We start from the raw sequence: 13000 nt of genomic DNA on the forward strand, positions 1-13000 counted from the left end.
AGCTGTCGTGGAGCAATACATCCATCCTCAGTTTCCCTTACAAGCACCAACAAAAAGAGCCGCAGCGCCCTGTTACAGGCACTGCGGCTTTCGTTTACTTCAGCAGTAGAAGCTGGCTTACTTCACCATGCTTGCGACTTCAGCAGCGAAGTCGTCAGAACGCTTCTCCAGGCCCTCGCCCTTGACGAAGTGGGTGAACTTGATGACCTTGATGTCGCCGCCCAGGTCCTTTGCGACCTTGGCAGTGTACTGACCAACGGTCATGTCGCCGTCCTTGACGAACTCCTGATCGACCAGGCAGTTCTCCTTGAAGTACTTCTTGATCTTGCCCTCGATCATCTTCTGCTTGACAGCGTCGGGCTTGTTGGCGTTCTTGGGGTCGTTGGCCATCTGAGCGAGGAGGATCTCCTTCTCCTTGGCGACGACCTCAGCGGGGACAGCAGCCTCATCGACGTAGCTGGGGTTGGCAGCTGCGACCTGCATGGCAACATCCTTGCCGTATGCAGCGAACTCGTCCTTGGCCTCGATGCCGTTGGTGGTCTCGAAGTTGACCAGGATGCCGTGGGTGCCGCCGCCGTGGACGTATGCAGAGCAGACGCCCTCGTAACGGACGAAACGGCGGACCTTGATGTTCTCCTTGATGACCAGGATGAGGTTCTTCAGAGCCTCATCGACGGTCTCGCCGCTCTCGGTCTTGCATGCCATCAGAGCCTCGACATCAGCGGGGTCCTGCTTCATGATGACCTTGGTGGCCTCCTTGACGAAGGCGACGAACTTGTCGTTCTTGGCGACGAAGTCGGTCTCGGCGTTGACCTCGATGACGACGCCCACCTTGCACGCGGGGCAGTAATCGGCGTAGACCATGCCCTCGGCAGCCACGCGGCTTGCCTTCTTGGCGGCGGTAGCCAGACCACGCTCACGCAGGATCTCGACAGCCTTCTCGAAGTTGCCGTCAGCCTCGGTCAGAGCCTTCTTGCACTCCATCATGCCGCAGTCGGTCTGCTTGCGCAGTTCCATAACGTCCTTTGCAGTAATAGCCATTTTGGTATTCTCCCTTACACAGTATTTGTTGGTTTGTGAGAATTTCGGGAAATCAGGCGTTTGCTGCGTCCTCAGCGGGAGCGGCCTCCTGGTTGCCCTGCTTGCCTTCCAGCACAGCGTCAGCCATAGCGCCAGCGATCAGCTTGACAGCGCGGATCGCGTCGTCGTTGCCGGGGATGACGTAGTCGATCTCGTCGGGGTTGCAGTTGGTATCAACGATAGCCACGATGGGGATGTTCAGCTTGCGGGCCTCAGCAACAGCGATGCGCTCCTTGTGGGGGTCAACGATGAACATGGCCTTGGGCAGGGTCTTCATGTTCTTGACGCCGCCGAGGTACTTGTCCAGCTTCTCCATCTCCAGCTCGAGCTTGGCCACTTCCTTCTTGGGCAGCAGCTCGAAGGTGCCGTTGTCCTTCATGTTCTGCAGCTGAGCCATACGGTCGATGCGCTTGCGGATGGTGCGGAAGTTGGTCAGCATACCGCCAAGCCAGCGAGCGTTGACGTAGTGCATGCCGCAGCGCAGAGCCTCGTCACGGATGGACTCCTGAGCCTGCTTCTTGGTGCCGACGAACAGGATGTCGCCGCCCTCAGCTGCAACTTCCTTCACGTAGTTGTAAGCCTCGTCCAGCTTCTTGACGGTCTTCTGCAGGTCGATGATATAGATGCCGTTGCGCTCGGTGAAGATATACTTCGCCATCTTGGGGTTCCAGCGGCGGGTCTGGTGACCAAAGTGAACGCCTGCCTCGAGAAGCTGCTTCATAGAAACGACTGCCATAGTAAAATTACCTCCAAAATTTGTTTTGCCTCCGCACACCGTGATCCACTGACATATCGGATGTCCGTGAACTGCCCTCCACTCGTCAGAGCACAAAAGGGCATAGTGATGCGTGTGTAATGCTAAGTAATAATAGCACAAACCTTCGTCCGTTGCAAGGGGTTTTCCTGCTTTTTTCAAAGAATCGTAGTTTTTCGTCAATCTGCGCCCTCGGACAGCTCCTCGAGCCCCATCCGGCTCAGGGCATAGCCCTTGCCGAACATGAGGTCGTACTGGAGCAGCCAGTGCTCATCGCTCCACTTCTGCTGCAGGGGGGTCAGCTCGTTCGAGGCAGTGCCGTCCTTCTCCAGGATGGTGCCGCGGGTGTTGGCCCGGTAGGCGGCCCGGAGCTGACGGCCAAGGAACTGGAAGTAGGCGGGCTGACGGAGGCCGAACAGCTCCATCATCACCGGCGAGATGTCGTAGGCGGCGATGGTGCCGAGGTCTACCGCCCGGTCGGAGTAGTTCGACCAGATGAGCAGGGTGGTCTGATGGAGGCGGGGGTCGGCGCTGGAGCCGCTGGCATAGCCGCTGCGGGTGTAGATGTCGTAGCCCGAGTCGATGGGGTTGTAGTGGTCGCCCCAGAACACGAGGATGACCGGCTCGTCCACCTGCGAGAAGTAGTCCGTCAGCCTGCCCAGCATGGCGTCGGCGTCCCGGATGCCGGTGGCAAAGTCTTCCAGCGCACCCACGGTGCTGGCCTTGAGGCCCGCCGGGGCTTCGGTGACCTTCACCCGCTGGTCGTCGGGGTAGTTATCCTTATTATAATTGGTGTGGTTCTGCATGGTGACGGCGTGGAGGAAGACGGGGGCGTCGGACCGGGCCTTCATGGTCTCGTACTGGCCGATGATCTGGTCTGCCATGGAGTCGTCGGTGACGAGGCCGGTGGTCCAGTAGTGGCGGCGCACCTTCTGGACGCCCTGCATCTTCTCGAGGCTGATGAAGTCGTCGAGGCCGAGGTTGGGGTAGGCCGTGTCGCGGCTCCAGTATCTGGCCCAGAAGCAGTGGACCGCCGCCGTCTGATACCCTTCGGTCTTGAGGTAGCTGGGCAGGGCGAACATGGGTCTCGTCACGTGCTGCTGGTAGGGCTTGCTGCCGCTGGGCAGATAGGACACCGAGTAGCCCGTCAGGGCCTCGAACTCCACGTCACAGGTGCCGCCGCCGAAGCTGGGGCTGTAGACCCGGCCATAGGCGCTGGTCTGCTGCAGGGCGTGGAGGTTGGCCGAGACGTCGGTGTCGAACCGGAAGCCGTACTGCTCCAGCTCCGAGACGTCCCAGTAGGACTCGTCCATCACATAGAGGATGGTGGGCTGCTTCACCCGCTCGTCTGCCGGGGTCTGGGCGGCGTAGGAGCCGGGCCAGACCGGGCCGGTGGTGTACTTCTCCCCTGCCTCCACGTTGTCGAGGATGGCGTTGATGGCCTCCTCCGAGTAAGCCTCGGGCTTGTCGATCTCCAGATTCGTCAGGTTGGTGAGGAAGCTGGTGATGACGCCGTAGTAGCGGTAGTAGCGGTCCTGCATCCATGCGTCGGGCAGGATGCCCAGCGACTGGGTGACGGCAGGCTGCAAAAACACCCCGAAGATGAGGGCGCAGGTGGCCGCTGTGCTGGCCGCGAAGCCCGCCAGACGCTGCACCCACGGCAGCTTTTGACGCCCCCGGTAGAGGAAGAAGGAGCCGACGGTCAGAGCCAGCACCACGACGCCGGAGACGACCATGCTCTTCTGGACGTGGATGCCCGCCGCGGAGGCCACGCCGGCCGCCTCGGACACCTGCATCAAGTCCCACGGGAGGAAGGGCTCACCCCGGAGCTGCAGGATGTAAAAGTCCACCGTGGCGGGCAGACAGCCCAGCAGGGCCGACAGGAGGGTGGCCAGCGGGGCGAAGCGGGTGAGCCAGTCCACCGCCATCCAGACGAGGAAGAGCAGCCCCCACGCCAGCAGGTAGGCTTCTGGGTGGGGAACGATGTACTGCACAAAGGTATCTCCGCTCAGGGTGCCGCGGGCGATGTACTCGGTGAGCACCAGAAACAGAAGGGTGGCCGCAGGCGGAAACAGCAGCCGCGCCCCGTGCAGCCGGAGGGACGCAGCACTCGGATGGTGTGTCATAAAGAAGTTCCTTTCACTTCTGCGTTTTTCGTATTATTTGAGGCGGCAGACTCCGCCCCAGTCCTCTATTATAATCATCCCGCCTCCAAAATCCAGCCCTGACGGACAAAAAACGGGTGAAAATCTTTCATCCGTTCAGCCACTGATGCAATTTATCCAGCAGTCCCCCGTGGGAGGGCGGCGGGGCGGGGATGTCCGTCCGCACGAGGATGGCGTCCAGACCGATGCGCTCGATGTCGGCCCAGGGGATGGTGAGGGTCTCGTCCCGGCCCAGCAGCCCGAAGAGCCGGGGCCGCCCCAGCAGAAGCAAACTCCCGATGCGGGCCGTGTCGGCGTCCAGCTCCAGATCGTCCACCCGGCCAAGGCAGGCCCCGTCCTTCAGCTGGACGACTTCCTTGCTGCACAGCTCCCGAAAGGTCATCTCCCCCGCCCCCTTACAGTCCCATCCTATGCCGGGGCGGGCCGGACGATGCAAAAGGACTGGAAAATACTGCCCCGGATGTGCTATACTGGGCGCAGTGAGACTCCAACTATTTTTAAGAGGTATCATCGATGTATAAAAATATCGTGTTCGACTTCGGCGGCGTCATGGTGGATTTCGACCCCCACAAGTACCTCATCGACCTGTTCGGGAACCGGGGGCTGGAAGAGGAGGTCTACGACCTGACCTTCGGCAGCAGAGAATGGCGGCTGCTGGACGCAGGCCGCATCACCCGCCGGGAGGCCAACGAGCGGATGCTCCAGCGGGCCAGGGCTGTGGGCCGGGGCTTCGAGGTGGAGGGCGTGCTGGACGACTGGATGAGTATGCTCCACCCCCGCCGCCGGATGCAGACGCTGGTGGAGCAGCTCAAGCAGCGCGGCTACTGCGTCTACTACCTGAGCAACATCCCCGAGGACGTGCTGGACCTGCTGATGCACCGGGACTTCGAGGGTCTTTTCGACGGCGGCGTGGCCTCCTGCGAAGTGAAGGTCAACAAGCCCGACCCCCGCATCTATCAGGCCCTGCTGGACAAGTACCGTCTCCGGGCCGATGAGTGCATCTTCATCGACGACCGGGCCGACAACCTCGTAGCCGCCAGCGCTCTGGGCTTCGGCATCTACGAGATGCACAACGTCGGCACCCTGCTGCGCAGCCTGCCCACCTTCGGCGTCAGCCTTCATTAAAAAACAGACAGCAAAAGACCCCTGCCCGGCAAGGCTGTCGGGCAGAGGTCTTTTTGTTGCGCAAAGCTTACTTCTTCTCGTAGCTCTGGCAGTAGTGCGGGATGTCCACCTGCTGAGAAGAGCAGGTGCAGCGCTCCGTCACCGTGATCTCGGGCAGGTCACACTTGCAGCTCCCCACGTTGTGGCGGCACTCGCAGACATCACAGCGGACACCTGTGTTTTCCATTCATTCATCACCTCTTTGTCCCTAGGTTGCCCCAAAGACGCGGGATGATGCAGGATGGGCCGGTGTTATTTTTTACCAGTTGGCCAGATCAGCGCCCAGCTTGCGGCAGGCAGCCTGAACGTCGTCGTCGGGGGTCTCGTTGCAGATGAGGCCCTCGTCGCTGAACAGCTGTGCGCCGTCCTCTTTGGCGCGCTCGCACCAGTCGCGCATCCACTGGCCGTCGCCCCAGCCGTAGGAGCCGAACAGAGCCACCTTCTTGCCGTTCAGAGAGCCTTCGAGGCCCGCGAACATCGGCTCGAACTCGCTCTCCTCCAGCTGCTCAGCGCCCATGGCCGGGCAGCCGAAGGCTACCACGTCATACTCACCCAGCTTTGCTGCGTCCATCTCGGCGCAGGGGACGATGGCGGCGGCAACGCCTGCACCCTCCGCGATGCAGTTTGCCATGGTCTCGGTGTTGCCGGTCGCGCTCCAGAATACGATTGCTACTTTGCTCATAATGTTCAGCCTCACTTTTGATTTATTGGGTTAGCCGCTTCTAACTTTTTGCTCCATAAAAATGCGTCGGAAGCAGGCTCAGACGCATCTCTTTAGTTAGATTTCTCTAACCGTCCATAGGATACCACAGCGCCGCCCCTTTGTCAAGCGGTCGCAGAGGCTAACTTTTCCAGAAGCTTTACCCCCCTCTCACCAGCCGGAACGCCACCGTCAGCACCCCCAGGATGACCGGCTGATGGAGCAGATAGAGCACCAGCGAGTGACGGCCCATCCAGCCCAGCGGCGGGCAGACCGACCGGCGCAGCGGCGCGAGGCGTCCGCGGCCCACGAGGTGGTGGAGGAAGTACCCCGCCCAGAACAGAAACAGCCAGGGCAGCAGCGGGAAATAGTCGGTGGAGAAAAAGCTCTTCGGCATGAAGCCCAGATAGGCCGTGGGGTAGCTGGCGTAGAGGGCCTGCGGCAGGGCCAGACGCCCGCCCGGCAGGTTCCAGAAGCCGTTCATCGTGGGGTAGGTCCCCCAGAACAGCAGGGCGCTGAGGGCCACGCCCACGGCGGGCGGGACGCGGCGGAGCAGCGGGTCCAGCGCGGCGGTGAGGAGCATGGACGAGCCCAGCAGAGTCAGCACCCCGAACCACACCACCTCCTCGGGCAGGAAGAGCAGGGTGACGGCTGTGACCAGCGCCCCTGCCCCGAAGACGACGGCTCCCCGCCGGAACGGATGATGCCCCAGCGGCAGGCAGAAGCCCGAAAGCAGGATGAAGACCCAGCAGATGCTCTGCTGCCACACAAAGCCCGGGCGTCCGGTGTACCACTTCTGGGCCACGCCGAAGAGGAACACCACGTCCCACATCCCGTGGTAGAGCATCATGCTGATGAGGTCGAGTCCCCGCAGCTCGTCCAGAAGACGATAGCGGGCGGCAGTTTGCGGTTCCATAGAGTCCTCCTTCCCTCTGATAAGACTGGGGAAATTATAGCACAAAAAGACCTCCCTGCAAAGACAGGGAGGCCGCAGTGGCTCAACGCTTACTTCTCATCGCGGGGCAGCAGGCAGTTGAGCAGGATGGCCACGAAGGCAGCAGGCACGATGCCGCTCTCACCGCAGATGAGCTGGACGAACTGGGGGGTGTTGGCAAGGATCTTGGCGTTTGCGCCCATGCCGTAGCCCACGCCCAGCGCCACAGAGACGATGGTCAGGGTGCGGGGAGTCATCTTCTCCTTGGTGATGAGCTGGATGCCCGACACCACGATGGAGGAGAACATCATGACGGCAGCGCCGCCCAGAACGGCCTGCGGCATGATGGAGATGAGTGCGCCCAGCTTGGGGATGAGGCCGCAGAGCATCAGGAAGATGGCGCCGGTGGCCAGTGCGCCCCGGTTGACCACCTTGGTCATGGCCACGAGGCCCACGTTCTGGCTGAAGGAGGTGTTGGGCAGGACGCCGAAGCAGGCAGCGACGGTAGAGCCGAGGCCGTCGCAGATGATGCCGCCGCTCAGCTCCTTATCGGTGGCCTCGCGGCTCATGCCGCCCTCCATGACGCCGGAGATGTCGCCCACCGTCTCCACGGCGGTGACGATGAACATGATCATGACGGGCAGGATGGCGCGGAGGTCGAAGACGATCTTGACCGGCACCAGCTTCGGGATGGCGAACCAGCTGGCCTCAGCGACCTTGTTCCAGTTCAGCACCCATGCTTTGGTGAACTCCACGCCGTCGGCGGTGACGCCGGTGGTGGGCAGGACGAAGCCCATGACGATGGCTGCCAGATAGCCCGCGATGATGCCCACGAGGATGGAGGAAGAGCTGAGGAAGCCCTTGGTCCAGTGCTTGAAGAGGAGGATGACCACCAGCACGAAGACGGCCAGCAGCAGGTTCTCCACCGAGCCGAAGTCCTTGGCTGCGTTGCCGCCGCCGAAGGAGTTGACGCCCACGGAGATGAGGGACAGGCCGATGGACAGCACGACCGTGCCGGTGACCACCGGCGGGAACAGCTTGCGCAGGGGCTTCAGAAAGACGCCCAGCACGCTCTCGAACAGGCCGCCCAGAATGGATGCGCCCATCATGGCGCCGTAGGTCGTGACGCCGCCGCCCATGCTGGCAGCCACGCTGTTGAACACGCCCAGGAAGCCCGAGCTGGTACCCATGATGATCGGCACTTTGCCGCCCACAGGGCCGAGGCCGTACAGCTGCACCAGCGTGACGATGCCCGCCACGAACATGGCGTTCTGCAGCAGGCTCACCTGCAGGTCTGCGAACTCACCGCCCGCGAGGCCGCAGGCGCTGGTGATGATGAGCAGCGGGGTGAGGTTGCCCACGAACATGGCGAACACGTGCTGCAATCCCAGCGGGACAGCATGGCGCAGCGGCATTTTCGCCTCAAACTCGTATGCCGAATTTTCCAGTTCAGCGCTTTTTATCATATTCCTGGCTCCTTTACTTCACTTCAGGTTTTTGTAACAAGCATAGAAAATTATAGCAGACCGGAACCGGGAACGGTAGGGCTTTTTCGAGTTTTTATTCATATTTTCGTAATAAGTCGTACTTCTACACCCCCGGCACCAGCACAGAGGGCAGGCTTCCTTGCCCTCTCAGTCACCTTCGGTGACAGCTCCCCCAAAGGGGGAGCCACTGGCGTGTCGGTCAGGCCCACGCGGGACGAGCAAAGCACGATGTCTCGGGAACAGTAGTGCTCCGCTGCCAAGATTCACGGCAGCTTGACAAGGTGCGCTTGTCCAGAAGATGCTGCCCTCTGTAGCAAGGCCCGCCCTTTTGCGCCATATCGGGCCTCAGGCGTCCAGTAGGAAGTTGACCGGCCTGCCAAGGGCTCCCCCTTTGGGGGAGCTGGCGCGGGGCGCCTGAGAGGGCAAGGATGCTGCCAAACAGCTCTGCACTGCGCGATAGTATCGCTCCGACAAAGAGCCTGCTTATCGCTACGCGGCAGCTCTTGGGAGACGGGCTTGCCCTCTCCGTCACGCCTGCGGCGTGCCACCTCTCCCAAAGGGAGAGGCTTTGGCATTCCGCATCGCTTCCTCTATCTTTTTGCCGAAGTTTATGGTATACTTGTTTTGCGGCCTTGCCCGCCCATTGACACCTGATCAACAGGACGGTATGAGGGGAAAAACCTGCTGCTGTTGCAGAAGAACTTGTTTTTTCAAACTCTATGCCGACAAGCTGGAAAAACGGCGCTTTACCCAGAATGTCCAGCCGCAAAAAAATTGCGGACTACTTTGGCATTACCGTTGAAGAGCTTATGGGTACAAAAAAAGAGCCCGCCGGGATGGGCGAGTTCGACAAACAGATGCAGGAAATTGTGGAGTTGCTTTTTGTTGTATCTATAATTTTATGTTACAACAGCTATAAGCTGAAATCCAGAGGAAAGAGGAACATCGAATGAAAATTACAGAAAAATGCAACGTTCTTGTGGCAAGCGCAATTGTGGCTGCGCTGATTTCGGGTACAGCGTTGCCTGCGCTGGCCGCCAGCCCCGCCGGGGACGTTCCCTTTGCGGTGCTCGCGCAGCAGAATAGTGCTGTGACCCCGGAGCAGGCAGAAGCGCTGATCAGCCAGATCGGTACTGTCACGCGCAGCAGACGCGCGGCAATCGTGGCCGCTTTGGATGCCTATAACCAGTTGGATGATGCAGGAAAAGCTGCTGTCACCAATTTTGGTGTGCTGGCAGAAGCACAGCAGATTCTTGGTATTCAGGATGCACTTGCAAAGTGCAATGTCAACTACGATGCAGTAGAAGACTGCTGGGCGATTACAACCCCGCATGATGACAGCATCGATAAGCGCAAGACGTGTGGCATTGGCCCCAACCTTTATATCTGGGACAAGGGGAACACTATTGTTTTCTGGGAAGATTTTACTTACATGGGCTCTTCCGAGCTGGATATCGATGACATCATTCTGCGCGGTGGAGATTATAAGTACACTTACATTTGCGATTATGATAACTCCGATTATGGATACGACAAAGAGCTTGGTAAATGGTTTGCATGGGCCACCTTTGAAATGGAAGACAGTGAAGTCGAATGGTTGCGAAACCTTTTGAGTGCCGATACCGTTATCATGCGTTTCGAGGGAACGGATTATAGCAAGTTTGATTACACATGGACGGTGCAGGACCGGCAGGCAATCGCCGATATTATTGACCTCTATAATCTTCTGAAAGCAGTTACACCGGAAGTGCGTGAAAAAGCACTGCGTAACTAATACGTTCGGCCTAGGGAATAGAAGCTTGGAAGAAAAAGTCTCTTCATGCCAGTGAACAGGAGCGTTCCCGATGTGGCGCAGAAGAGAAAAGACTGGAACGGCCTTATATCTGGATTCAAGGCAAGTGACCTTGTGTTTCTGGATGAAAGCGGATGCAATACGGATATGACAAGAAGGAGCCCGGGTTGCGGCTCCCAGCGTCTGCTTCGCTGCCGCTCGCATCCTTGCTGGCCGCGGCCCCAACAGCTCCTCCCTGCTTCCGCCGCTGGCGGCGGTCGTCGCCGTTGCAAGTGGCTTGACCGGTACGACGATGACCGTAAGCCCAACTAAATGAAAAGCCCCCTTGGAGGTAGCGACTCCGAGGGGGTTTTTCCTTTTTGGGGTGACAATCTTGACCCTTGACATTCCTGACTTTAGGATACCCCATTCCCCGCAAAAGTCAAGCGCTGTGCAGAAAGTTTACAGCTTCGCTCACCCCCCCGGCACAAGCAGTCTCCGCGCCTCGTCGAGGCGGGCGGTGCCGTCGGGGAGGTCGTTGGCGGCCAGCATCTGGCCGGGCGAGACGTGGTAGCGCCGGGCGATAGCGAACAGCTCCTCCCCCGGCTGGGCGTAGCAGATGCGGAGCGACACCTCCGGGTCGGCGGGGGCGAGGGGGTCGCCCAGCTCCACCGCCCCCACGAGAGAGGCCGTCTGCCGCGCCAGCACCGCGCCCTCGGCCCGGACGGTGAGGGACACATCCAGCGCGCCGCCCGCGCTGGCGCATTGCAGGTCCTGAACGCTCAGCCAGCACTCGGGGTAGGCGTCGGTGTCGGGCGGGAGGTCGGCGGGGAGGGGCAGGGCGTAGTCCAGCGCCTTTTCGTAGCACTCCATCTCCCCGAGGGTGTTTTCCGCAAAGGCCGACACCACGGCCCGGGCCGTCAGGACGGCTCTCCCCTCCTGCCGCGTCAGGCTCACCGGCCCGAAGGACGCGAAGCAGGCTAAAATATGCGCTCCGGCGTCGGGCAGAGGGCCGGAGCCCCGCAGCACCGTCGTCTCGTCCAGCGCGCAGTGCAGCGACTCTGTGGCGAGAGTCTGGGGCGTGAGGGTCGTCTCGAAGCGGGTGGAGAAGGCATCGGCCACGCATTGGAGCTGGTAGGGACGCCAGCCGCTCAGCCGCAGCATCGCCGTGGCCGTGAGGGTGGTGGAAGCCGCGCCGTCCTCGGTGGTCTCCCCTTCCGCCGCCGCAAAGCCCACCGGCTCCAGCACGCAGAGGCAGCGGCAGTCCTCGCTGAGGCCGTCTGCATCCAGGATCTGGTTGAAGGGCAGGTCGGCGGTCTGGCTGCGGAGGGCGGCGTCCCCTTCGGCCCGCCATCCGCAGAGGACGTGCAAGACCCCCTTCGCCACGGCCTTGCCCTGCATCCGCTTCAGCTCCCGCACCTCGGCGGTGCCGGTGATGTCGAGGATGGCGGCGGGGGGCTTCGGGAAGGTCAGCGCCCCCTCGATGGTCACGAGCTTTTCGAGGGTGGCGGCCCGCCGCACCCCTGCCAGCGTGACCGGCTTCTGCTCGATGCCGCCCTCGCTGAGGGCCGTGATGACCTCGGTGGACAGCTGGGCGTGGACGCTCACCACCAGCCCGTAGGCCCCCCGCACCTCGATGCGGCGGGGGTTGACGGCCCGGCAGTTGAGGTATTCGGTCTGGCCCTCGACGCAGGCTGTCCACGCCGTGGCCGCGAAAGAGGGCAGCTCGAGGGCCTTGGTGAAGGGCAGCTTCTGCTCAGTCTGGCACAGCCCCGCCCCCTCTTCGCCCTGATAATACACGGTACAGCGCAAATATCCTTCCAGCGTCAGCCGCCCGGGGGCCAGCTGCTTTTGCAGCACCACCGGATGCGCGAAGCACTTGACGATGCGCTGCACCGGCGGCAGATAGTCCGAGATCAGTAGTTCGGTCTCAAGGGGCAGCTCCGCCTTGGCGGTGCAGTCCGCACCCGCCGCAGGCAGAACGTCCCGGAACACTTTCAGCTCCATGGTGATGCTCCTTTCCTGTCCTTGCTCTGATGAGAGTGTATGCGGGGCAAAGCCGGGCTATGCCCTGCGCCAGCCCACAGGCGCAAAAAGGCCCCCTCAGAGGGGCCTCTGAGGGGGCGGAAGGGTTATTTCAAGAAAAGGGTGTGTAAGGCAGGGCTTGGCATCACTCCCTACACATTACCACCAACCGTTCATTATCGTGACCATCGCGGCGTAATTTTTTCCGTCTTTCTGGAACGTACCGGCGTATAGTTCAGCGTCATTTTTCTTGTAGTAGTCCAATTCTCTTCTTAAATTAGAAGGATCCACCAGATAAACCCAATGGTAAGGATCACCAGAACCAGGCCCTGGGTCCACATATCTATCCGAGTAAATCGGCCTGTTATCCAGAGTAATATCCGCTGTTCCGTCGGGGGAGGTCAGCTCCATCACGTCCACCCATAACGCCTGTTTAACCTGCACTTTGTCCTGCGTGATAGGGATAAGTGCGTCTTTAGCCTTGTCGTTCAACTTGTTGTTGTCGAGCCATTCCGCGTCAAATCCTTTTGCCACTGCCTCAAGCGTCTCCTTGGCTCTGTCGCTTGCTGTGGTTTCAGAAAGACGCAAATACGCCTTGAGCTTATCTTCAAGCTCCACGGACTCCTTCACAAGGCTCTTTTCGCTGCCGTGGGAAGCATTGCTGCTCCCGCCGCCGAAAAGCCAGTCATACAAAAGCTCGGCTGCGTCCAGCGGGGTGCAGGCGGTAAGGGTCACTGCGGTCATCACGCCCGCGAGGGCGAGGGCAAGGAATTTTTTCCGTTTCATGGTCGTATCCTCCTTTTTCTTGGGTGTTTTTGATACTTCCATTATAGCACCCCCCCCCCCCTATGCAAGTGCCATTCGCGCCGGTTTTGGGGCGATTCACGCAGAAAAAAGCCCCCGGGGGGTTGCCGCTCCTT

At 60.6% G+C, this 13000-nt stretch carries 13 protein-coding genes; 3 read left to right on the forward strand and 10 right to left on the reverse strand.

All coding sequences use genetic code 11. From position 1 onward, the window contains the following. Positions 1-117 precede the first annotated feature (117 nt). The 4 genes from tsf to F3G95_RS01150 all read right to left on the reverse strand — a co-directional run bounded on the left by tsf (position 118) and on the right by F3G95_RS01150 (position 4381). On the reverse strand, positions 118-1041 hold the full coding sequence (gene tsf / locus F3G95_RS01135) for a translation elongation factor Ts (protein WP_149793445.1): 924 nt from the start codon (positions 1039-1041) through the stop codon (positions 118-120). A 52-nt stretch (positions 1042-1093) separates the two neighbouring features. Further along, positions 1094-1816 (reverse strand): 30S ribosomal protein S2, encoded by a 723-nt coding sequence (rpsB, locus tag F3G95_RS01140; RefSeq protein WP_015563994.1) that lies wholly within the window; start codon positions 1814-1816, stop codon positions 1094-1096. A 197-nt stretch (positions 1817-2013) separates the two neighbouring features. Then, positions 2014-3960 carry an alkaline phosphatase family protein gene (locus F3G95_RS01145; protein ID WP_149793446.1) on the reverse strand — a complete coding sequence of 649 codons (1947 nt, stop codon included), beginning with the start codon at positions 3958-3960 and terminating at the stop codon, positions 2014-2016. A 127-nt stretch (positions 3961-4087) separates the two neighbouring features. Then, on the reverse strand, positions 4088-4381 hold the full coding sequence (locus F3G95_RS01150) for a YlmC/YmxH family sporulation protein (protein WP_149793447.1): 294 nt from the start codon (positions 4379-4381) through the stop codon (positions 4088-4090). Between the two features lie 131 nt (positions 4382-4512). Here F3G95_RS01150 and F3G95_RS01155 point away from each other — a divergent pair, with 131 nt between their 5' ends. Further along, the gene (locus tag F3G95_RS01155) at positions 4513-5124 is read left to right on the forward strand and encodes an HAD family phosphatase (protein ID WP_149793448.1); all 612 of its coding nucleotides are present in this window, start codon (positions 4513-4515) and stop codon (positions 5122-5124) included. A 67-nt stretch (positions 5125-5191) separates the two neighbouring features. On the opposite strand, the gene F3G95_RS01160 is transcribed toward F3G95_RS01155, so the two are convergent. The 4 genes from F3G95_RS01160 to F3G95_RS01175 all read right to left on the reverse strand — a co-directional run bounded on the left by F3G95_RS01160 (position 5192) and on the right by F3G95_RS01175 (position 8263). After that, complete coding sequence (locus tag F3G95_RS01160) at positions 5192-5350, reverse strand: DUF1540 domain-containing protein (RefSeq protein ID WP_149793449.1); 159 nt, start codon at positions 5348-5350, stop codon at positions 5192-5194. A gap of 72 nt (positions 5351-5422) precedes the next feature. Further along, on the reverse strand, positions 5423-5845 hold the full coding sequence (locus F3G95_RS01165) for a flavodoxin (protein WP_149793450.1): 423 nt from the start codon (positions 5843-5845) through the stop codon (positions 5423-5425). Positions 5846-6023: 178 nt separating this feature from the next. Beyond that, complete coding sequence (locus tag F3G95_RS01170; protein ID WP_149793451.1) at positions 6024-6779, reverse strand: heparan-alpha-glucosaminide N-acetyltransferase; 756 nt, start codon at positions 6777-6779, stop codon at positions 6024-6026. Positions 6780-6868: 89 nt separating this feature from the next. Beyond that, a complete protein-coding gene (locus tag F3G95_RS01175; protein ID WP_149793452.1) occupies positions 6869-8263 on the reverse strand; it encodes a nucleobase:cation symporter-2 family protein in 1395 nt (464 codons plus the stop codon). 776 nt (positions 8264-9039) lie between these two features. Between F3G95_RS01175 and F3G95_RS01180 the strand changes: the two genes are divergently transcribed. Together F3G95_RS01180 and F3G95_RS01185 are read left to right on the forward strand one after the other, a co-directional pair. After that, the gene (locus F3G95_RS01180) at positions 9040-9237 is read left to right on the forward strand and encodes a hypothetical protein (RefSeq protein ID WP_188117492.1); all 198 of its coding nucleotides are present in this window, start codon (positions 9040-9042) and stop codon (positions 9235-9237) included. Next, positions 9234-10058, forward strand: coding sequence for a hypothetical protein (locus F3G95_RS01185; RefSeq protein ID WP_149793454.1), 825 nt, complete (start codon positions 9234-9236; stop codon positions 10056-10058). The genes F3G95_RS01180 and F3G95_RS01185 overlap by 4 nt, the downstream gene beginning before the upstream one ends. A gap of 471 nt (positions 10059-10529) precedes the next feature. Here the strand turns inward: F3G95_RS01185 and F3G95_RS01190 are convergent, their stop codons facing one another. Then, positions 10530-12062 carry an SPOCS domain-containing protein gene (locus F3G95_RS01190; RefSeq protein WP_149793455.1) on the reverse strand — a complete coding sequence of 511 codons (1533 nt, stop codon included), beginning with the start codon at positions 12060-12062 and terminating at the stop codon, positions 10530-10532. A 177-nt stretch (positions 12063-12239) separates the two neighbouring features. Next, positions 12240-12866, reverse strand: a complete 627-nt coding sequence (locus F3G95_RS01195; RefSeq protein WP_149793456.1) for a hypothetical protein — start codon at positions 12864-12866, stop codon at positions 12240-12242. Positions 12867-13000: the final 134 nt, after the last annotated feature.

This window comes from Faecalibacterium sp. Marseille-P9312 (assembly GCF_902497445.1).
Classification (GTDB): Bacteria; Bacillota; Clostridia; order Oscillospirales; family Ruminococcaceae; genus Faecalibacterium; species Faecalibacterium longum.

Coding starts and splice junctions, on each gene's coding strand:
- F3G95_RS01165 (WP_149793450.1), bottom strand. CDS start 5,845: ATGAGCAAAGTAGCAATCGTATTCTGGAGCGCGACCGGCAACACCGAG.
- F3G95_RS01170 (WP_149793451.1), bottom strand. CDS start 6,779: ATGGAACCGCAAACTGCCGCCCGCTATCGTCTTCTGGACGAGCTGCGG.
- F3G95_RS01160 (WP_149793449.1), bottom strand. CDS start 5,350: ATGGAAAACACAGGTGTCCGCTGTGATGTCTGCGAGTGCCGCCACAAC.
- F3G95_RS01155 (WP_149793448.1), top strand. CDS start 4,513: ATGTATAAAAATATCGTGTTCGACTTCGGCGGCGTCATGGTGGATTTC.
- rpsB (WP_015563994.1), bottom strand. CDS start 1,816: ATGGCAGTCGTTTCTATGAAGCAGCTTCTCGAGGCAGGCGTTCACTTT.
- F3G95_RS01195 (WP_149793456.1), bottom strand. CDS start 12,866: ATGAAACGGAAAAAATTCCTTGCCCTCGCCCTCGCGGGCGTGATGACC.
- F3G95_RS01180 (WP_188117492.1), top strand. CDS start 9,040: ATGTCCAGCCGCAAAAAAATTGCGGACTACTTTGGCATTACCGTTGAA.
- F3G95_RS01175 (WP_149793452.1), bottom strand. CDS start 8,263: ATGATAAAAAGCGCTGAACTGGAAAATTCGGCATACGAGTTTGAGGCG.
- F3G95_RS01150 (WP_149793447.1), bottom strand. CDS start 4,381: ATGACCTTTCGGGAGCTGTGCAGCAAGGAAGTCGTCCAGCTGAAGGAC.
- F3G95_RS01145 (WP_149793446.1), bottom strand. CDS start 3,960: ATGACACACCATCCGAGTGCTGCGTCCCTCCGGCTGCACGGGGCGCGG.
- F3G95_RS01185 (WP_149793454.1), top strand. CDS start 9,234: ATGAAAATTACAGAAAAATGCAACGTTCTTGTGGCAAGCGCAATTGTG.
- F3G95_RS01190 (WP_149793455.1), bottom strand. CDS start 12,062: ATGGAGCTGAAAGTGTTCCGGGACGTTCTGCCTGCGGCGGGTGCGGAC.
- tsf (WP_149793445.1), bottom strand. CDS start 1,041: ATGGCTATTACTGCAAAGGACGTTATGGAACTGCGCAAGCAGACCGAC.